Raw genomic sequence first — 18901 nt, 5'->3', positions numbered from 1 at the left:
GAAAGTCAACAAAAAAGGGTGGCGAAGCCACCCACACATGTTGATGAAGAGCCAATTTTTTTTGAATTAGCAGATAATTTTGCCTAAAGCGATAATAGCTGCGGTTCTTGCCCTAAGGCGGGTCTTGCCCAGCTGCATTAGATGGACTTTACCACCCTTAAAATCCTTGACGGATTGGATTTCTGCTGGAGAAAAACCTCCCTCTGGGCCGACGAGCAGCGTCGTTGGAGCCTGGAGTGAATCTACATTTGGAGCCTTGCCTCCGTCCATGTCGCACAGGATCAGGTCTCCTTCATATTCTTTCAGCCATTCCTTGAACTCCACGGGCCCTTCAATCTGGGTCAACCAGGGTTTCTTTGACTGCTTCAGGCTAACTAGCGCCTTTAGCTCGGCTCGGCGAACGGTCTTTTTCAGGTCGGAGTTCTTGGGCTCCTGGGAGTAGTCCGTACGGAGGAATATGATTCGGTCTATTTCTGTCTGAGCCGCGTGGAAAACAACTTCTTCCAGGGCGTCATCCTTAAGGCAGGCGATGGCCAGGGATACCTTGGGCTTATCGCCGGATGCTTCCTCGACCACGTCGACCTGTACCTCGCAGGCTCTTGCGTCGGCCTTTGTAATGATACCATCGGCATAGTGCCCCAGTCCATCGGAAAGTTGCAGCACGTCGCCAACGGCTGCGCGGCACACGCGGACGGCGTGGGTGCTTTCGTTTTCGTCCAGGGTAATGGTGCCCTGAGTGATTTGCGGGCAGTAGAAACGACTATCAGGTGTCTTCATAGACCGCAAGATAGAAATGCTGAAAAGGGATCAGGGTCTAGGGTCTAGGGTCTAGGGGAAAATTTTTACCCTTCATTCTTCATCTTTCATTCTTCATCTTTCATTTTTGTAAATTTGTGTCATGACTCGTAAACCGGTAAAAGCTGTTGTATTCGATTTGGATGGTACTTTGTACTTGAGTGGACGTCCTTACCCCAAGGCGGTAAAGACGGTAAACAACGTGGCAAAGCATGTGCCTGTCTACTACTTGAGCAACAATACCAGCAAGTCTCCTGTGTTCTACGAGAATCGTCTTAAGGTTATGGGTCTACCTCTTCGGGACGATGCCATTATTTCGGCCCTGTATCTTTCTCTTAATGCCATTCACGAGGAAGGCATTAAGAATGTTTTCTTCTTTGCAAATCCCGAAGTGACGGAATGGTTCGCTGCCCAGGATCCTAGTCTGAATCTTCGCCCCAGCGTAGCCGATACGGAACTGGTCCTCATTGCTTATCATAACAGCTTTGACTATCGTGAACTTTGTGAACTTTCTTTCCGTGTTCAGCGCAAGATTCCCTTCTGGGTAACCCATACGGACTTTGTGTGCCCCGATGCTAACGGCCCTGTGCCGGATATCGGCAGCTTTATGGCCTTGCTGAAGACGGCCTATGGCGTGGAACCGGAACGGAGTTTCGGAAAGCCGAATCCAGCCATGCTCTCGGAACTTTTGAAAAAGTACGAACCTGAGGAAATCCTGTTTGTTGGCGACCGTCTTTATACAGACTTTGAACTGGCAAAGCGTAGCGGTTGCCGATTTGTGCTGCCCCTCTGTGGTGAAACCAAGATGGCTGATCTGGAAAAGCTGGATGTGAAACCCGAAATCGTAGTGGACATGGTTAGTGACATCGATTTTGATGGATTCTTCGAGGGACGCGTTTAAGTATTTATGAATTACGAATTACGAATTATGAAATTCGCATTTCATCTTCTGCTTTGTATCCTTGCAATACCTGCTTTTGCCGCCAACTTGACGGTTGCAGTTTCCCTGCAACCATACTCCAACGTGGTGAAGGAAATCGGAGGTGGAGAGGTTCAGGTTGTGACAATGCTTCCTCCCGGTGCAGATCCCCATACCTTTGAACCAAAGCCTGCGTCCCTTAAGGAATTTGCTAGGGCTACGGTCTATTTTAGTGATGGCTCCGGCATGGATGCAGCTTGGTTGCCTCGTTTCAAGGGCGTGAACAAGAATGTGAATGTGGTGTCTCTTTCCAAGGGTATTGTCTGGATGGAAGATGATGAACACCATCATCACGAAGGGGTGGAACACCACGAGGATCATCATGACGGGGACGAGGAAGAGATGGATCCTCACCTGTGGACATCTCCTGTCCAGATGATGCAGATTGCAGAAAATGTCTGTGTGGCGCTTATGGATTTGGATGCAGCCCACAAGGATATTTATCGCAAACGAGCAGATGCGTTGATTGCTCGCCTGAAGAAACTAGATGAGGATCTCCGTAGGTCCATTGAGAAACTTCCTGCGGACGGACGTTCCTTTATTGTCTTTCACCCGGCATACGGCTACTTTGCCCGGGATTACGGCTTGAAACAGCTTACCGTGGAAGTGGCTGGCAAGGAACCGAAGCCTCGTGACTTGGCAAACCTTGTCAAGACGGGAAAAGCCCACAATGTCCATATCATTTTTGTCCAGCCCCAGTTCAGTAAACGGGCTGCAGCAACGATTACTAAGGAATTGAATGCCAAGATTCTGGATACGGATCCCTTGTCCTACGATTACGAAGGAAATATTCGTACCCTGCTAAAATCCATTGGCCAATAGGATGCTTATGAATGCAATTGAAGTCAACGACCTGTCCTTTGCCTATGGCAATTCCAAAATCCTCGACAAGGTAAATCTTGAAATCGAGGAAAATGACTTTGTTGCAATCATTGGTCCGAATGGCGGCGGTAAGTCAACCCTCATGAAATTGATTGTTGGGCTTCTTACTCCGTCTGAAGGGGTTGTAAAACTTTTCGGTGAGAAAGTTCCCACCAAGAAAATCGCAGTGGGCTACGTTCCTCAGAACACCAGTCGCAATCTGGAATTCCCCATTACCGTGGGGGAGTGCGTTGCCCTCGGGAAAATTGGTCTGAAGGTGAATTCCCCCGAAGTCGCCGCCGCTCTTTCCAAGGTTCATTTGGACGGTTTCCTTAACCGCCGTATGGGCGAGCTTAGCGGCGGCGAACGTCAGCGGGTTCTTATCGCCCGCTCCCTGGTATGTAACCCGCGTATCCTGTTCCTGGATGAACCTAGCAACAACATTGACGCCGCCGGCCAGGAAAACCTTTACAACCTGCTGGAAGAATTCAGCAAGACCATGACTATCATTATCGTTACGCACGATTTGATGGCGCTCTCCCATAAGGTAAAGAGTGTGGTCTGCGTCAATCGTAGTGTACACTATCACGAGGGTTCCGGACTTACCCAGCAGATGATTACGGATACTTATGGATGCGATGTGGACTTGATTGCCCATGGTATTCCTCACCGCGTGCTGGGCAGCCATGATCATTCCCATGGCGGATGCTGTGAACATCACGGACATCACCATGAACACGGCCACGAACAACATCATGAACATTGATGTCAGAACAATTTTTCTATTATGTTTTGTAAATAAGGAAAAGGGCTTTATATGAAAAAGATGAATTTTGCATGTGCAGGATTGCTTGGCGCAGGCCTTGCTTTGGTCGGTTGTGGAAGCGATAGCAGCTCTGACTCCATCTCCATGAGCGATTCCTTTGAAATTGTGCTGGACAAGGCGAATTACACTTACAGCACCAAAGATTCCATGCTGGTGGTTAAGGCTCCGGTTTGCAAACAGAGTTCCCTGAAAGACCTCGTCTGGAAAAAGGAATCTGAAGACGGAGATTCAAGCAAGGTTTATCAGAAGAGCGGAAAGACTTACTTCTGCGACAAGAAAGGCAAGGACTGCGAAACCTATTCCTATGATGGAAAGAAGTTCCCCAAGGGTTCCTTTGTAGATCCCGACGACAGCAAGAACAGCATCCGCTTTGCCCAGACTCTGGACAAGAGTATGATCAAGTTTGTTTTGCAGTACGACGGAAATTGCTTTGCAAAATCCTATTATGCCCAGCTTATGGATGGAAATGAAGCCATGGAAGGCGCCGACGAGGCGCTCGCCAATTTCTACAGCAAGTTCCTGGCAGATCCGGATGATCTTGACGAAGAAAAGATGGTTGACGATTTCCGCGCCCCTGATTGCGATGAACTTTCCATGTTCGAGGGAAATGTATCCATTAAGCTTTCGAATTTCACAACCTCCGGCGGCAAGATTGTCCTTAAGTACAAGAAAAATTCTTGCGACATAACCTTCAACCTTCGTTACGCCTACAATGAAAAGGATTGCCAGGCTGCTTTTGACGAATTCAGTGTTGACAAGGATGCAGACGAGAAGTTCTATTTCGAAGACTATGGCGAAGTTGTGAACTACGACATTTACTGCATTAACGACATGGTAAATGCCTTGCAGCGTGACCATAAGGTTCTGGGTAAGTCTGTGGCAGTTGATGCTGCGGCTCTTCCCAAGGCTGCGGTCAAGTTCGTTGTTGGCGGCTTGAAGAAGTAGCAGAAACGCTTGCTTTAGAAAGTCGGAAATCAAAAAGACCTCGTCGGCGCGGACGAGGTCTTTTTTAATAGTTAAATCGATGGAAGGAATTACTTAAGGTCTGCTACACAGCGGACATACAGGCCCTTGCTGACGCTTTCGTCGGTACGGTTGATGCTGTGGGCGACGCTACGGAATTCCCAGGAACGTCCGGTGTTTGCCTGAACGGAGGATTCGGACCAGTAATGGCCGGTGGAGGAACTTTCACAGTAGCCGTCCCAGCTCTTGCATCCGCCCTGACCCAGGTTCTTCCAATCCAGCTTGGACTGGTCCTTCTGGTAATCGCGCCATTCGCCATCGTTAGGCAGATGCCAGCCGGCAGGGCAGGCCATCTTGGCTTCGTTGTGGCTGTAGAAACGACCGAACTTCTTGCAGTTGCCTTCGTCTTCCATAAGGCACTGGCGGGGGGAGGAAAGGCTGAATGCCAGGTTGTTCTTCATCCAGGCCTTGTCGCCACGGATTTCAACACTGTACTTCTTGCCATCGCGCTTGTCGGTAAGGGTCTTGCCGTCGAGAGAGATGTTCTTGCTCTGAAGAGCCTTTTTGAACAGTTCTTCTTCGCTGAGAGCTTCGGACTTGTCGATGGAAATATTTTTCTGCTTTACCAGGTGGCTTTTGGCTTTTGTGGGGGAGACCATCTTGTTTGCCTTCATGCCGCCCATGGGACCTGCGGCAAAGGAGGTTCCTGCGAACATTGCGGAAACCACGAGTGCGGTCATGAGACGACCGGAAAGACGGACGATGTTGTTGATTTTCTTACCCTGCATAACAGCCTACCTTATAAACCTTTAGGCGCACCTTTGTGGACAATTCTACGTTGTCCTGCGCTTCCATGCTATGAATATATACTGGGTAGGATTGAATGTTATGTTACAATTTGTTTTCAGAACCAGATCGTGGTTCCTGCAGCTCCGGGAACGACCCAAAGACAGTATTTCTGGTTTTCTTTTTTATGCATCTCCAGGATGCCGTAGCTGACTCCTGTTCCCACCAGGGCACCTACGATAACGTCGGAGGGGTAGTGCTTTCCTGCGGCGATTCTAAGGGCTCCTTCAACCCCTGCCAAAGAAAAAGCCAATGCGCGTACAACCCTTGTGTTTACTGGGTTTCGGAAGGTTTCGCTGTACCATTCGGTGGTGAAAACCGCAATGGTAAATGCCGCAGATGTGTGCCCAGAAAAGAAGCTTCCGTAGGCCTCGGCCTTGGCTTTTTCGGCCTTCTTTTTGCCTTCTCCGCCCTCTGCATAGATGTAGGGTCTGGGCCACAGTTCCATGGATCTGAAGGCTAGATTTATTCCATTTTGGAATAATATGGATTGGACTAGCATGAGGCTGAAAATGCCGAATTCTTCGGTGGTGGAACGCCCTGTTTTTAGGGCGATACCCCCGATGGCGAGGGGGGTGACCGCAAGAACGGTACCGATGTCACTCATCAGGTCTGCGGTTTCACTATATCGTCCAGCGAACTTCCTGTCCCAGGGAAGCAGGTCGTCCTTGGCTGGAATCTTGCTCTCGGGTGGGACTTGCATCTGGTAGTAAAGGAAGGTTCCGATTCCGCTAGTCAGCAAGGCCGTGAAAGTGAGTGAAATGTCGTTTGCGGTATTGAGAACGTAGGTTGTTTTGTCGTTTCTCTCGAAATCCAGACTTTGCCCGAAAGCCTGGGATGTCCAGACAAAAAACGCCAGCAGTCCCCAGAAGGGGAGGACGCCTATTCTTGGTGCCGTTATAGTCTGAACCATTGCCATATAGGGTTAAGCTAAAAATTTATGCGGTTTCTTTGCGGAATTCTGGCCGGGTAAGCACAAATTATTTGTACATACCCTTGATTTTTTATCAAAAAACAAATATTTTAGAGCTGTAAGTAATAAAATTTAATCGAAGGAGCTTAAAATGGCCAAAGTTATCAAGTATGCCGCAATCATTGCTGCCTGTGTAATTTCTGCTTTTGGTGTGTTCTGCCTCATGAAGAACACCATTACAGACGAAAATACTGTTGACTAATACTCGATTTTCGACTTTATCAAGAATCCCCGCCGTTCTATTTTGGCGGGGTTTTCTTTTTTTACGCGGTAACTCTCTTTTTTCATTTCTAAATTAGGCTGTATGAAATTTCTAGAAAAGAAACCCGTCTTCTTTGTGGCCTTGTCGGCCCTCTTCTTTGCGATCTTGCTGGTTGTCTTCCGCGATTTCGCCTTTGATGCAACCAAGCTGATGCTGAATAGTGACCAGCTTAACGGTATCGGTAGCCGAATCCTGCGAACCTTCGATGTGGTGCTGACCGAATGGGACGATAGCCGCCTGGGTGGTGTTCCTACCATTGACGCTCTCTTTGCCGATGCCTATCATCCCTTGGTATGGGTGCAGTTCCTGATGGATCCGGCCCGAGCTGTGGGCTTCAAGTTCATATTGACCCTGTGGGTCGCCTTCATGAGCGCCTTTGCCTTAGGGTGGCACTTGACCGGCAATAAGTGGTGGGGCGTTCTGCTTGGCGTGCTCTACTCTCTTTCTCCGGAATTCTTTACCTATATCTATGGCGGTCACGACGGCAAGATGATGGTCTTTGCCATAGCTCCGCTTTCCCTGCTTGCGATTCGTAAGGTGGTGCGCTCCGGTAGCATTCCCTACATGATTGTTCTCGCCCTGACGGTTGCCTGGATGATCCTTGGCTCCCATCTGCAGCTTACTTACTTGTTCCTGTGGGGTGCTGGTCTTTACACGCTTTACGAGATTGCCTTTAACTGCGATGGAATGAAGACTCGCGGCAAGCGTATTGGCCTTGCTGCAATCGGCCTTGCCTTTGGCCTTGCCCTGTCCTGCTTCCAGATTCTTCCGTCCTACCTTTACACGACCACGCAGTCTGTCCGCGGCGACGATAGCCATACCAACTATGGCCATGCTGTGAGCTGGTCTTTGCATCAGGAGGAAATGGCCCAGATTCTTTTGCCGGGCTTCGTAGGTGTTGATGTCTATGAACAGAACGAAAAGACTGGTGACCTGGAAGGCAGTTCCTTTGTGAACGTGACCATGGAAGAATACCGCAGCATGGCATCGGGTGGTGGTTCTCCCTTCTACTGGGGTCATAACTACTTTAAGCTGGACCACAATAATGCGGGTGCATTGCTTACCTTCCTTGGTTTCCTTTGCCTGTTCTTGCCGGGCAAGCGTCGTTATGCCGCATTCTGGGGCCTTGGCGCAGTTGTTGCTCTGAGTTACGGCATGGGAGACCATTCTCCGCTGTTCAAGCTCTGGTACAATGTTCTCCCGGGCGTAAAGAATTTCCGCGCTCCGGGTATGGCGCTGTTCTGGCTGCCTCTGCTGCTGGTCATGATGGCAGGCCCCGTATTGAAGGCCCTGACTGCAGAATCATCTAGCGGAGAAGAAGCCTCTGGAACGGATTTGCAAATTCGTACTGCCGAAGATGACCGTCGTGCCTTGATGCATGGTACCGCAATGTATGGCGTTCTCCTGGTTCTTGCCGTTGTCGCCCGCTTTGCCTGGACAACCTTCATCGGCCCTGTCGGGCTGGTGGTGATGATTGCCTATGGGGTTCTCTGCCTGGGTGTCATGAGTGTAGACGATCAGAAGAAGAAGCTCAACGTGGTGAATCTTGTTGATGCCTTCAAGGCTGGTCTTCCGGGAACTCACCGCGCCCTGCAGGCCTGTGTATTCCTGGGCTTTGCATTCCTGGGTGTGATGCTCATGAGCGGTCAGAAGTTGATGGAAAATCCCATTACCGCTCCTTACTTCAAGCCTCTTAACGAACTGGTGATGACAGCTACTGCCGGAAAGGTTATTCCCGGCTTTGTCCTGATTCTTGTAATTATTGCTGCCACCTGGGCTGTTTTCAAATGGAAGGCTGGTGTGGCTGCCAAGGCTGCTGTCCTTGCCGCTGTTGCCGGTGTTGAACTGTTTGTTATCAATGGCGCCTTTGTCCAGAATGTGGCTGCGTCTGAATATCTGCAGCCAAACAATGCTGTAGTTGCAGCGGTGAAGGCTCCCTTCAAGGCTGATTCTTTGAACCAGTCCCGAGTTTTGTCCCTTTCCCGTAGCAAGGCCCTGAGTGGAAACATCTTCCCCCAGTACCATCTGAGAAATGCCGATGGCATTCACGATAATGAACTGGCTAGCTACCGCTTGTTCCGTGGCGGTCAGCAGGATGCCAACTACCTGATGAATATCAATGAACCTGCTGCTGCTCACCCGTTCCTGGATTTGATGAACATTGGTGCTGTTATCTTTGATAGCCGCCAGGGCACTACCTACATGCCTATTCCTACGGCCATGGGCGAAGCTTATATTTATGGCGAAGCTGTGGTAATGGATGACGAAGCTGCAGTAAATACTTTGAAGAATGAGGCTGCCATTCGTCAGGAAAAGACGGAAGAACCTGTTGCAGAGGCAGTGTCCGATAGTGCTGCAGTTGATTCCTCTGTTGCAAAGGTCGAAACTCCTGCTCCGAAATATGCCGATGAAGATGGCAAGTTCTTCTATCGCGAAAAAGTTATTTTATCTGAAATGCCGTCAGCTGATTATAAGGGCAGCGTAGCGGCCAAGGGTCCGATTCAGGGTTCCGCCAAGGTTATTGACTGCCCCAAGATGGATACCCAGGTGTTTGCGGTTGAAGCGGATCGTCCTGGCTTCATGGTGGTTGCCGGTAACTACCATCCTTACTGGAAGGCCTATGTGAACGGAAAGGAATCCAAGGTCCTGAAGGCTTTCGGTAGTCTTCGAGCAGTGGAAATTCCGGCAGGAAAGTCCGAAGTTCGCATGGAATACCGAAGCGTACCTTTCCATAACAGCGTGAAGGTTAGCCTTGTCGCTTTGGTTCTCTTGGTTGCCCTGGGAGCCTTCGCTGCGGTAAAGGGCCTTAAGAAGGCGTAAAACTGCCTGAGTAGAATCGTTTTAGGTCGGAGAGGAAGTTCCTTTTCGGCCTTTTTTGTTGGTTTGCTTTGAAAATTGCCGATAGAAAAATACTTGGTACCTACCATATCGCCGAAATCGTGTAACTTGTTGACTGTCAACGACTTGCATGCTTTGAAAATTGCTAGATTAAGAGCATGAATATTCGAATTTCTGCAATTGCTCTTTCTCTTTTAATCGGATCTTCCTTTGCTGCAGATCCCCGTATGGAACAGGGGGCTATCTTCGAGGCAAAGGGAAACTACGAAATGGCTCTAGGTGAATATCGCGCCATTTTGGCAGAACAGCCCAAGAATGCTGGTGCCTATTTTGCTGCTGCTGAAGTCCGTGTGAAGATGAAGGACTACAGTGGTGCTCTTGCCAACTATCGCTTGGCATACAAGTTTGAACCCACCATGAGCGCTGCCTATGAAGGTGCCGCCAAGGTTTATGAGGCATTGGGCCAGAAGGCCAAGGCCGAAGAAGAACGCAAGAAGGATCCCAAGAATAATCCGGCTGCTGTCGAGGAAGTTGCCGCTGTGCAGGCAGCTCCTGCTCCCGCAGCTCCGGCTGCCGAAACCAAGGCTGTAGAACCGCAGCCCGCACCGGCTCCTGCTGCGGAACCTGCACCTGTGGCTGCCGCACCTGCACCCAAGGTTGAAGAACCTGCTCCGGCAAAGGTTGAAACTCCGAAGCCCGTGGAAACTGCAAAGGTTGCTGAACCGGTCAAGCCCGCGGAAGCTCCGAAGGCCGCTCCTGTAGCAGAACCTGCTAAGGCTGAACCCGCAAAGGTGGATGTTGCCCTTCCTGCGGATCCCTTTGAAAAGGGCAAGGCTTTGTTTGCCCAGGGCAAGTACAGTGAGGCTGCTCCCTTGTGGAGAGAAGTCCTTCGTAAGCAGCCTGGTCATGCTGGCGCATACTACTACGCCGGATTGACCCGCTACGAAATGGGTGAAATGGACAAGGCCGAATTCAACCTGAAGAAAGGCTTGGAATACAAGGATGAAGGCAACGACGCCAACTACTTCCTTGCAAAGATTGCCCAGAAGTCTAACAAGACTGAACAGGAACTGAAGTTCTTGAATGCTTATTTGAAGAAGGCCGCACCTGGAGCCAAGTATCGCAAGAGCGCGGAAGAGCGTATTGCTGAAATCAAGGCCGCCAAGGCAGAAGCATCCAAGGCTGTAACTGAGACGAAGGCTGCCGAAGCCAAGACCGATGCAAAGGTTGAAACAAAGGCTGTTGAGGCTAAGGCCGAGAAGCCTGTGGAAGCAAAGCCTGCTGAAACTGCTGCCGTTGCTGAACAGCCTGCTGTAGAAAACGAACCGAGCATTGCCGACCGTCCGACATCTCAGCCCACCATCGCCAATGCTAACCTGCTGTTTAGTGCCGGTAGCTTTGAGTCTGCCTTGCAGATGTACAAGGACTTGCTGGAAACTGAGCAGAACCCGGAAGAACGTTATTTCACCATGCTTCAGATGGGCAACATCTATCGAGAAATGCGTGACTTCCACAGTGCTGTGACCCGCTACCGTGAAGTGGTCCAGCAGTTCCCGGATTCCGACTGGGCAACAGAAGCCGAGCGCGCATTGGAAGATGCTGTGTGGCTTGAAAAGCACGCTAAGGAATTGCCCAAGAGAAAGCACTAGAATTTCTCTCTTTGATTAAAACCCCGTTGAGGCGGATTTAAAAAATCCTGCTAAAACGGGGCTTTTTTAGTTTGTTTAAATCTTTTATCATTTTAAGATTTGAGAATGTCATTATATTTATGGTGCCTGAGGGTTGTTTGGTGGATGGTTCCCGCAGGCAAGGGATTGGAATGAAAAAATTTGGGTTAAGTGCTGTTGTTGGCACATTTTTGGCTTTTGGCGGAATCGCCTTGGCTGATCCTCCGAAAAATTTTAGTGGCTGGGACCTTGTCTTCGAAGATAACTTCGACGGCAATTCCCTTGACTTGAAAAAGTGGAACCCCACTTACAACTGGGGACACACTCATAATCACCGCGCCTATTGCGATGCTGCCAATGTCATCGTGTCCAATGGAACCCTTAAGTTGAAGGGCGAAGCCAAGAAACATCCCGATGCTCCGGCTACAGCCAAGTTCGACGGCAAGGAAATTCCCGTTGACTATACTAGCGGTGCCATTGATACTCGTGGACATTTCGAAGTCAAGTACGGCTATATTGAAGGTCGTTTCAAGGCTCCTTGGCAGAAGGGTACTTGGCCCGCATTCTGGACCTTGCAGGACGGCTGGCCTCCGGAAATTGATATTCTTGAAATTCCTGCTTCCCGAAAGCAGCATCATTATTATCTGCACTATACCAATCCTAGCTGGTACAATGAACACGGTTCTGCCTGGGATCACGAAGCATCCTTTGGTGGCCATAAGGACGATGATGTAGATCGTTCTGCAGATTTCCATACCTATGCGGTGGAATGGGATGAAACTAATCTGAACTTCTACTTTGATGACAAGAGGTTCGCAAGTTATAGCCGTCCTACCGAAATCAAGCAGCTGGCTGCCCAGTACATTATTGTGAACTTGGCCATCGGCGGCTGGGCAGGTAACGACATCGAGGTAACTGCAGATAAGCCTGCCTACTTTGAAGCAGACTGGATCCGTGTGTGGAAGGCTAAGCCTGCAAAACCTGACACTGTGCTAATCCAAAGTGAAGCTTTCGGCAAGTGCATGCAAGTCAATGCCGACAAGAAACTTGTCCTTGATGATTGTAAGAATGCGGCTGCCACTGCCATTATGACACCTGTTTCTTCCACCACGTTCCGTGTTGACTTCGGTGGCGTTACATTGGAAATTCCTAACGAAAATAAGGATCCGGGCGTAATTGCCGGAGTGTACGAATGGAACGGCAAGGACCATCAGAAAGTTGTATTTGAAAATCAATCCGGAAATCAATATCGCTTGAAGATGCTTCATAGCGGACATTACCTGAGAGCTACTGAAGACGGTGCCAGCGTGGTGCAGGATTGGAGTACAGCTTGGGAATGGCACCAGAAGTGGCGAGTCCTGAAGCCTAGCGACCTGAAGGCCGAAGAACCTAAGGAAGACCCGAAGGATGATCCTTCTGAAACCCCGAAGGATTCTGTGGAAACTCCTGCAGACAGCTCAAAGGTTCCTGCGGATTCCGCTCTTGGCATTGCCCGTCGTTACGACCTGCAGGAACATTTCGCTCCGTATGGTAGCAAGGTGTTCCGCAAGAATGGAATGCTCTATGTGGAATTTGGCCCTCAAGGTAGCGACAGCAAGAGGCGCTTCAATTTGAAAGGGCGTCAGGTAAAGTAAGAAGCCAGGCTTTTAAAATGAAAAGGTCCGCAGATGTAATATCTGCGGACCTTTCTGTGCTATAATTTGACTACTAGATAACTTGGACCAGCAGTCCCTTCAGGTATTGCCCCTCGGGGAAGGCTGTGTTCACAGGATGGTCTGCGGGCTGGCCGAAGCGTTCAATGATTTGAACGCGCCGATGGGCATCGGCGGCGGCATCGGCCACGATCTTCTGGAACAAGTCCATTTCCATGAGGCCGGAACAGCTGAAGGTGGCCAGCATGCCGCCCTCGGCCAACAGTTTCATGGCCAGCAGGTTGATGTCCTTGTAACCGCGGCAACCCTTCTGCAGGTTGTCCTTGCTTTCCACAAACTTGGGCGGGTCAAGAACGATAAAGTCAAATGTTTCCGCCTTGTCGCGGCACTTGCGCAGATACTGGAATACGTCGGCTTCTACGTGGGTGGCGTGTGCGGTGGAAAGCTTGTTGCGCATGATGCCTTCCTTGGCAAGCTTCAGGGCATCCTTGGAAACGTCCACCTGGTAAACCTTTTCACAACCGCCGCGAAGTGCGTAAAGACCGAATCCACCGGTATAGCAGAAGCAGTTCAATACCTTCTTGCCCTTGGCAAGTTCGCCTACGCGACGGCGGGCGTCACGCTGATCCAGGTAGTAGCCGGTCTTGTGTCCGTTCTTCACGTCGATGGGGAAGAGAATCCCGTTTTCGTTGATAATGACTGGTTCGTCGGGAACTTCGCCGTACACAACGCCTGTACGCAGGGGAAGGCCTTCCTTCTTGCGGACGTCGGAGTCGCAGCGTTCGTAGATACCGCGGCAGCCAGTTTTTTCTGCCAGCAGTTCGTAAATGATCTTGCGGTTGACTTCGGCGCCTGCAGCCAAAATTTCTACGGAATAGATGTCGGCGTACTTGTCGATGATGCAGCCGGGAATGCCGTCGTTTTCGGCGTTGATCAGGCGGAATGCACTTTCCTTGTCGGCGATGTCAAAGCCGCGGCTCTTGCGTGCGGCAATAGCCCTGTCAAGAACATCGCTGAAGAAATCGCGGTCGATGTTCTGTTTTTCGCCGAAGGTCCAGAAACGTCCTCGAATCTGGGACTTGGGGGAGTAGGCTGCAAGGCCTAGAAAATCGCTATGGTAGGAATAAACTTCTACTACGTCGCCCAGCTGCGGATCGCCGGTGACTTCGTCAATGGCACCGCTGAAAATCCAGGGGTGGAAACGCAGGGCGGACTTTTCACGAGTTGCTTTCAGGATAATTGCTTTCATAAAGTAAAATCTAGAAAAAATATTTTTTAACTTTTCGCTGTTCACATTTCACTCTTCACTCTTCATCCACTATGTTTGAATCCCTGTTTAGAAAGTATCCGTTCTTCCGTGTGATTCCCGCTGTGCTCTGCATGGCAATTATCTTCAAGATTTCTTCCATGACCAGCGAAGACCTGAAGGATTTTCCTCATGTATGGGATAAGCTGGCACATTGCTGCGAGTACGCCACCTTGGCGGGATGTATTTCCCTCTGGTGGGTTCGCAATACCTGGCTCAAGAAAGTCTGGTTGCGAGTCTTGATTGTGGTTGTGCTTACGCTGGCTTATGGCTGCACGGATGAATTCCACCAGAGCTTTGTCGAAGGTCGTGACAGCAGTGCCCTGGATCTTGTCGCTGATACAGTGGGCGGCCTTGTAGGCGCAACAGTTTACGCCCTAATTTGCAGGCTGTTAAATAAGTTTGATCCCTTGCCGGATATTGCTCCGGTCAAGGATGACGAAGACGAATAGGCCTAGAATTTTCCGAGAAGAATAATTTCGCGCTGTAGCTGAATACCAAATCTTTCAGCTACAGTTTTTTGTACGTACTCGCTAAGGCTCTTGATATCGCTTGCGGTAGCGCCCCCTGCGTTTACAAGGAAGTTCGCGTGAAGGGTGCTGACTTCTGCACCACCGATGCGATACCCTTTCAGGCCGGATTGCTCAATGTAATAGCCCGGGGCGATTTGCTGAGGCATTCCTTCTGCGCCAACGTCAAGACGCTTGAAGGTGGAACCTGCGTTGGGCATGTTCAGCGGCTGGCTTGCCTTGCGCTTGGCCATGCATTCCTGCATTTCAGTTTCCAGTGTGTAACTATCCTTGCCGGAAATTTCGGATGTCGTTAATTGGAATGTTGCAGACAAGATAATCTCTGAGGTTCCTTGCTTTGCGTTCAATTCCTGGAAAAGGCTGTGACGGTAGCTAAAACCGCATTCTGCAACATTTCTTACGCGAATGCTGCCGTCGGCGCAAAGGCTCTCAACCTCTACGCAGGTTTGACAGATTTCTTGACCGTAGGCTCCTGCGTTCATGTAGATTGCGCCGCCTAGGCTTCCCGGGACGCCAGCCAGCTTGTGGATTCCGTTTAGTCCCATCTTGATGGTCTTGCGGGCGAATCCTCCGAGAGATGCTCCTGCGCCCACCTTCAGTTTTCCGTCACCCAAGTCCTGGGTATCGGAAAAGAATTTTCCCAAGGTGATAATGACACCGTCGTAGCCCTGGTCCGAAACCAGTAGGTTTGTTCCGTTGCCGAGAATGAAATAGGGAAGTTCCTTGCCCTTAGCAAAGCCAATGGCTTCCTTCACATCGTCGATGGATTCCGCTTTTACGTAGTACTTGGCTGGTCCACCCACCTTGAATGAAGTGTGGGCGCTCATGGGCTCGTTTGCTATAACATTCATGCCACAAATATAGTTTTGTTTTTTATGTTTTCTACTTAAGATGACTAACGAGGAACTTAAACAATTTAAGTCGGCTATTTCCATTACGGCTGTTGCCCAGTCATTGGGCGTTGATGTCGTCCGTGGCAAGTGCCGCTGTTTCTTTCCTCAGCGTCATGTTCATGGGGATCGAACTCCGTCTGTTTCCGTATCTGAGGAACGAGGCTCTTTTCGCTGTTGGGTTTGCGACGATGTTCGCGGTGATGTTATTTCCCTTGTCCAGCTTTTAAAGGATTGCTCGTTTACCGAGGCCTTGGATTGGCTGATGATGCAGTATCCTTTCCTTGTTCCCGAGGGAGCGAAAAGGCCTGTGGTAACTTCGGGCGCAAAGCCTTCGGTAACGGCAAACAAGGTTGTTCAGCCCCCGCCAGAAGTTGTTCATCCTGAGCCGCCGAAGGAGTTGATTCCCGAGGACGAACGACGTAAGGTCATTCTGTCTTTCTTGAAACGGCTTTCTCCGGTGGATAATACTCCCGCTGCAGCCTGGCTTGCCCGTCGTAAAATTTTCAAGCCGGTATGGGATCGCATGCTGTTGCGGACCATTACGAATTACGATGCGGTAAACAAGAGCCTAAAGGCTGACTACAGCATGGAAATTCTGCAGTACGTGGGGTTGTTTAATGATAAGGGCAACCTGCGTTACTACAAGCATCCGCTGTTTTTCCCTTACCTTGATAAGGAGCATCACTGCTTTTATTTTCAGGCCCGAGCCATAGACAGTACGGTGCAACCGAAGGAACTTCTTTTGCGGGGAACTGTTCCCTATCCTTACAATATGTCTGCACTCGACCAGAAACCTGGATGGGTTTATTTGTGCGAAGGCTGCATCGATACGCTGACCTTTTTAGGGCAGAACATAAACGCTGTCGGTATTCCGGGCGTTAGGAACTTTAAGCCCCATTGGCTGGAATTGTTCAAGAATAAAAATGTGGTTCTTTGCCTTGACCACGACGATGCCGGACGTGCAGGAATGGACTATATTGGCAATTTGTTCACACAGGCTGGCATTAGAAATGTTATTCTTGGTGAAGGAATGGAAAACCTGCCCACAGCCATGAAAGAAGGGCAGGACATCAACGACTGGTTCGGGGGTAAAAAGTAAATGGAAAAGATCCGAAAAATCAAGGACGGCCTGCTCCGTTTCGTTAAGTGGTTCCCTACGACTTGGTTTGCGAAAACGGTTAAGTGGATATACAGGATTATCAACCTTATTATCCGTCAGGTGCTTCTCATTGCCATTATCTATTCCGCTGTGTTCACTATTGCGGCATCCGTTGTCCTGTACAAGGCCTTTATCTATGGCTACAACATCTACGATGGGGTGGAACAGCTTAAGGACGACCAGCCTGAAATGAGTAAGTACATGGAGGCCCTGCAGGATTCCAACCCCGGTATCCAGATCAAGCATGTCTACGTACCTTTGGATTCCATAAGCCCCTATCTGCGTAAGGCCGTCATAGCCAGTGAGGATGCCGGATTCTATTTCCACCCGGGCTTTGATATTCGAGCTATTGCCGAAGCGCTGGATGCAAACCAGGTGGCCGGCAAGACCAAGTTCGGCGGTTCTACCATTACCCAGCAGTTGGCCAAGAACCTTTTCCTGAGTGGAGAACGTTCCTTCAACAGAAAGTTCAAGGAACTGGCCTATGCGCTCCTGATGGAACATGAACTAGGTAAGGATCGAATTTTGGAATTGTATTTGAACTACGCCCAGTGGGGCAAGGACATCTTTGGCTGTCAGGCCGCCTGCCAGGCCTACTACAGAAAGAGCTGTTCCAAGCTCAGTGTAGACCAGGCCATCAACATGGCGGCGATGCTTGCTGCTCCGGCCAAGCACCACCCGAACATGCGGGAAAGCCAGTTTATGGCCAAGCGCCGTGCAGTAATCTACCAGAACATGTTCCCCAAGAAGGATAGTGTCTTGGTTGATTCTTTAAGGCAGTTGATGGCTCCCCCTGCGTCATCGGCTTCACAAACTGCCCCGTAGTATGCTATATTTTTCACGTCTAAAATTCAACTGTCTAAAAAAGGACAATCACAATGGCAAAGAAAGAATCCAAGAAGAAGGTCGTTCTCGCTTATAGCGGTGGCCTCGATACCTCCATCATCATTCCTTGGCTCAAGGAAAACTACGACTGCGAAGTGATCGCTTTCGCCGCTGACCTCGGTCAGAACGACTTCCCGGATGCTAAGGCTCTGGAACAGAAGGCTCTCGCTACTGGCGCTTCCAAGTGCTACGTTCTGGACCTCAAGAAGGAATTCCTCGAAGACTACGTATGGCCCACCGTCCGCGCTGGCGCCAAGTACGAAAGCACCTACCTCCTGGGTACCTCTTTCGCTCGTCCGCTTATCGCAAAGTACCAGGTCAAGATCGCTGAAAAGGAAGGCGCATACGCTGTTTCCCATGGCGCAACCGGTAAGGGTAACGACCAGGTCCGTTTCGAACTGACCTACGCCGCACTCAACCCGAAGCTCGAAATCATCGCTCCGTGGAAGGACCCGAAGTGGAACATCCACAGCCGCGAAGATGCTATCGACTATGCTCAGGCCCGCAAGATTCCTCTGAACGGCATCAGCAAGAAGAAGATCTACTCCGAAGACGGCAACCTGTGGCACCTCTCTCACGAAGGTGGCATCCTGGAAGAACCGGATAAGGAACACAAGTATGATATGCTCAAGCATACCAACACTTACGAAAAGGCTCCCAACAAGCCGGCTCATGTGACCATCGGTTTCGACAAGGGTACTCCGGTTTCCATCAACGGCAAGAAGATGGGCGCAGTTGAGCTCCTCGAAACTCTCAACAAGATCGGTGGCGAAAACGCTTGCGGTCTCCTGGACATCGTTGAAAACCGTCTCGTGGGCCTCAAGAGCCGCGGCGTTTACGAAACTCCGGGTGGCACCCTGCTTTACAAGGCTCACGAATGCCTGCAGCAGCTGGTCCTCGACAAGGAAACCTTGTTCGAAGCTCAGAAGATGTCCATGACCTATGCAAACCTGGTTTACAATGGTCAGTGGTTCACTCCGCTCCGCCAGTGCATGGACGCCTTCTTCGACGAAGTCAACAAGGTTGTTACCGGTGAAGTTACCCTCAAGCTCTATAAGGGCAACATCATCCCGGCCGGCATGAAGAGCCCCTACAGCCTGTACGACATGAACCTCGGTGGCTTCTCTGACGTCGAAATGTACGACCAGAAGGACGCAACCGGCTTCATCCGTTGCTTCGGCCTCCCGCTGAAGACTCGTGCTCTGCTCCTCGGCAACAAGACCAACGTGAACTTCGGTTCCGAAGTCAAGCTCCCGAAGAAGTAATCGTAAGGCGAGGGTCGCGGGCAAGCTTGCTTGCACATGACCGAGCCGCAGATTACTGCGCTACGAAGTAGCGCCAGTAATAGCGCCAATAATTGATAGTCGCGACTTGTCGCGCTAATAAGAACTAAAAAAAGTCCTCGGTGATAGTGAACTGACCCCAAAAAGTTGGACAGTTTAAAGTTAGGATAAAACTGCGTAATG

Annotated in this window: 16 protein-coding genes; 11 read left to right on the top strand and 5 right to left on the bottom strand. The window is 50.2% G+C overall.

Features of this window, described 5'->3' with window-relative positions:
- Nucleotides 1-66: 66 nt before the first annotated feature.
- Nucleotides 67-777, bottom strand: coding sequence for a 16S rRNA (uracil(1498)-N(3))-methyltransferase (locus MJZ26_12355; GenBank protein MCQ2106571.1), 711 nt, complete (start codon nucleotides 775-777; stop codon nucleotides 67-69).
- Nucleotides 778-898: 121 nt separating this feature from the next.
- On the opposite strand from MJZ26_12355, the gene MJZ26_12350 reads away from it, so the two are divergent.
- Genes MJZ26_12350 through MJZ26_12335 form a run of 4 tightly spaced genes read left to right on the top strand, consistent with a single transcriptional unit; the run spans nucleotide 899 to nucleotide 4406 of the window.
- Nucleotides 899-1696, top strand: coding sequence for an HAD hydrolase-like protein (locus MJZ26_12350; protein MCQ2106570.1), 798 nt, complete (start codon nucleotides 899-901; stop codon nucleotides 1694-1696).
- 27 nt (nucleotides 1697-1723) lie between these two features.
- Nucleotides 1724-2596, top strand: coding sequence for a zinc ABC transporter substrate-binding protein (locus MJZ26_12345; protein MCQ2106569.1), 873 nt, complete (start codon nucleotides 1724-1726; stop codon nucleotides 2594-2596).
- Between the two features lie 7 nt (nucleotides 2597-2603).
- Complete coding sequence (locus MJZ26_12340; protein ID MCQ2106568.1) at nucleotides 2604-3401, top strand: metal ABC transporter ATP-binding protein; 798 nt, start codon at nucleotides 2604-2606, stop codon at nucleotides 3399-3401.
- A 51-nt stretch (nucleotides 3402-3452) separates the two neighbouring features.
- A complete protein-coding gene (locus tag MJZ26_12335) occupies nucleotides 3453-4406 on the top strand; it encodes a hypothetical protein (protein MCQ2106567.1) in 954 nt (317 codons plus the stop codon).
- Nucleotides 4407-4495: 89 nt separating this feature from the next.
- Here the strand turns inward: MJZ26_12335 and MJZ26_12330 are convergent, their stop codons facing one another.
- Both MJZ26_12330 and MJZ26_12325 read right to left on the bottom strand, forming a co-directional pair.
- A complete protein-coding gene (locus MJZ26_12330) occupies nucleotides 4496-5212 on the bottom strand; it encodes a hypothetical protein (protein MCQ2106566.1) in 717 nt (238 codons plus the stop codon).
- A 116-nt stretch (nucleotides 5213-5328) separates the two neighbouring features.
- A complete protein-coding gene (locus tag MJZ26_12325) occupies nucleotides 5329-6189 on the bottom strand; it encodes a phosphatase PAP2 family protein (protein ID MCQ2106565.1) in 861 nt (286 codons plus the stop codon).
- A gap of 358 nt (nucleotides 6190-6547) precedes the next feature.
- Between MJZ26_12325 and MJZ26_12320 the strand changes: the two genes are divergently transcribed.
- The 3 genes from MJZ26_12320 (at nucleotide 6548) to MJZ26_12310 (ending at nucleotide 12644) form a co-directional block, all read left to right on the top strand.
- Complete coding sequence (locus tag MJZ26_12320; protein MCQ2106564.1) at nucleotides 6548-9325, top strand: hypothetical protein; 2778 nt, start codon at nucleotides 6548-6550, stop codon at nucleotides 9323-9325.
- A 176-nt stretch (nucleotides 9326-9501) separates the two neighbouring features.
- Nucleotides 9502-10992, top strand: coding sequence for a tetratricopeptide repeat protein (locus MJZ26_12315; protein MCQ2106563.1), 1491 nt, complete (start codon nucleotides 9502-9504; stop codon nucleotides 10990-10992).
- 170 nt (nucleotides 10993-11162) lie between these two features.
- Nucleotides 11163-12644: a family 16 glycosylhydrolase gene (locus tag MJZ26_12310; protein ID MCQ2106562.1), complete on the top strand. Its 1482-nt coding sequence runs from the start codon at nucleotides 11163-11165 to the stop codon at nucleotides 12642-12644.
- A gap of 73 nt (nucleotides 12645-12717) precedes the next feature.
- On the opposite strand, the gene MJZ26_12305 is transcribed toward MJZ26_12310, so the two are convergent.
- Nucleotides 12718-13911: a class I SAM-dependent methyltransferase gene (locus MJZ26_12305; protein MCQ2106561.1), complete on the bottom strand. Its 1194-nt coding sequence runs from the start codon at nucleotides 13909-13911 to the stop codon at nucleotides 12718-12720.
- A 71-nt stretch (nucleotides 13912-13982) separates the two neighbouring features.
- Here MJZ26_12305 and MJZ26_12300 point away from each other — a divergent pair, with 71 nt between their 5' ends.
- Nucleotides 13983-14420: a VanZ family protein gene (locus MJZ26_12300; protein MCQ2106560.1), complete on the top strand. Its 438-nt coding sequence runs from the start codon at nucleotides 13983-13985 to the stop codon at nucleotides 14418-14420.
- A 2-nt stretch (nucleotides 14421-14422) separates the two neighbouring features.
- Here the strand turns inward: MJZ26_12300 and murB are convergent, their stop codons facing one another.
- The gene (gene murB / locus MJZ26_12295; protein MCQ2106559.1) at nucleotides 14423-15349 is read right to left on the bottom strand and encodes a UDP-N-acetylmuramate dehydrogenase; all 927 of its coding nucleotides are present in this window, start codon (nucleotides 15347-15349) and stop codon (nucleotides 14423-14425) included.
- A 40-nt stretch (nucleotides 15350-15389) separates the two neighbouring features.
- On the opposite strand from murB, the gene MJZ26_12290 reads away from it, so the two are divergent.
- From MJZ26_12290 to MJZ26_12280, 3 genes are read left to right on the top strand one after another with little or no spacing between them, the layout of a single operon-like run.
- On the top strand, nucleotides 15390-16490 hold the full coding sequence (locus MJZ26_12290) for a CHC2 zinc finger domain-containing protein (GenBank protein MCQ2106558.1): 1101 nt from the start codon (nucleotides 15390-15392) through the stop codon (nucleotides 16488-16490).
- Nucleotides 16491-17375: a monofunctional biosynthetic peptidoglycan transglycosylase gene (mtgA, locus tag MJZ26_12285; GenBank protein MCQ2106557.1), complete on the top strand. Its 885-nt coding sequence runs from the start codon at nucleotides 16491-16493 to the stop codon at nucleotides 17373-17375. It begins immediately after the preceding gene.
- A gap of 53 nt (nucleotides 17376-17428) precedes the next feature.
- The gene (locus MJZ26_12280) at nucleotides 17429-18700 is read left to right on the top strand and encodes an argininosuccinate synthase (protein ID MCQ2106556.1); all 1272 of its coding nucleotides are present in this window, start codon (nucleotides 17429-17431) and stop codon (nucleotides 18698-18700) included.
- Nucleotides 18701-18901 lie beyond the last annotated feature (201 nt).

This window comes from Fibrobacter sp. (genome assembly GCA_024398965.1).
In the GTDB taxonomy this organism is placed as follows: domain Bacteria; phylum Fibrobacterota; class Fibrobacteria; order Fibrobacterales; family Fibrobacteraceae; genus Fibrobacter.
This window is presented reverse-complemented; position numbering and strand designations above follow the sequence as displayed.

Excerpts from the sequence above, each read along its gene's own strand:
- MJZ26_12345 (MCQ2106569.1), top strand. The coding sequence starts at position 1,724 with ATGAAATTCGCATTTCATCTTCTGCTTTGTATCCTTGCAATACCTGCT.
- MJZ26_12325 (MCQ2106565.1), bottom strand. The coding sequence starts at position 6,189 with ATGGCAATGGTTCAGACTATAACGGCACCAAGAATAGGCGTCCTCCCC.
- MJZ26_12305 (MCQ2106561.1), bottom strand. The coding sequence starts at position 13,911 with ATGAAAGCAATTATCCTGAAAGCAACTCGTGAAAAGTCCGCCCTGCGT.
- MJZ26_12280 (MCQ2106556.1), top strand. The coding sequence starts at position 17,429 with ATGGCAAAGAAAGAATCCAAGAAGAAGGTCGTTCTCGCTTATAGCGGT.
- mtgA (MCQ2106557.1), top strand. The coding sequence starts at position 16,491 with ATGGAAAAGATCCGAAAAATCAAGGACGGCCTGCTCCGTTTCGTTAAG.
- MJZ26_12330 (MCQ2106566.1), bottom strand. The coding sequence starts at position 5,212 with ATGCAGGGTAAGAAAATCAACAACATCGTCCGTCTTTCCGGTCGTCTC.
- MJZ26_12300 (MCQ2106560.1), top strand. The coding sequence starts at position 13,983 with ATGTTTGAATCCCTGTTTAGAAAGTATCCGTTCTTCCGTGTGATTCCC.
- MJZ26_12290 (MCQ2106558.1), top strand. The coding sequence starts at position 15,390 with ATGACTAACGAGGAACTTAAACAATTTAAGTCGGCTATTTCCATTACG.
- MJZ26_12340 (MCQ2106568.1), top strand. The coding sequence starts at position 2,604 with ATGAATGCAATTGAAGTCAACGACCTGTCCTTTGCCTATGGCAATTCC.
- MJZ26_12335 (MCQ2106567.1), top strand. The coding sequence starts at position 3,453 with ATGAAAAAGATGAATTTTGCATGTGCAGGATTGCTTGGCGCAGGCCTT.
- murB (MCQ2106559.1), bottom strand. The coding sequence starts at position 15,349 with ATGAATGTTATAGCAAACGAGCCCATGAGCGCCCACACTTCATTCAAG.
- MJZ26_12320 (MCQ2106564.1), top strand. The coding sequence starts at position 6,548 with ATGAAATTTCTAGAAAAGAAACCCGTCTTCTTTGTGGCCTTGTCGGCC.
- MJZ26_12310 (MCQ2106562.1), top strand. The coding sequence starts at position 11,163 with ATGAAAAAATTTGGGTTAAGTGCTGTTGTTGGCACATTTTTGGCTTTT.
- MJZ26_12350 (MCQ2106570.1), top strand. The coding sequence starts at position 899 with ATGACTCGTAAACCGGTAAAAGCTGTTGTATTCGATTTGGATGGTACT.
- MJZ26_12315 (MCQ2106563.1), top strand. The coding sequence starts at position 9,502 with ATGAATATTCGAATTTCTGCAATTGCTCTTTCTCTTTTAATCGGATCT.
- MJZ26_12355 (MCQ2106571.1), bottom strand. The coding sequence starts at position 777 with ATGAAGACACCTGATAGTCGTTTCTACTGCCCGCAAATCACTCAGGGC.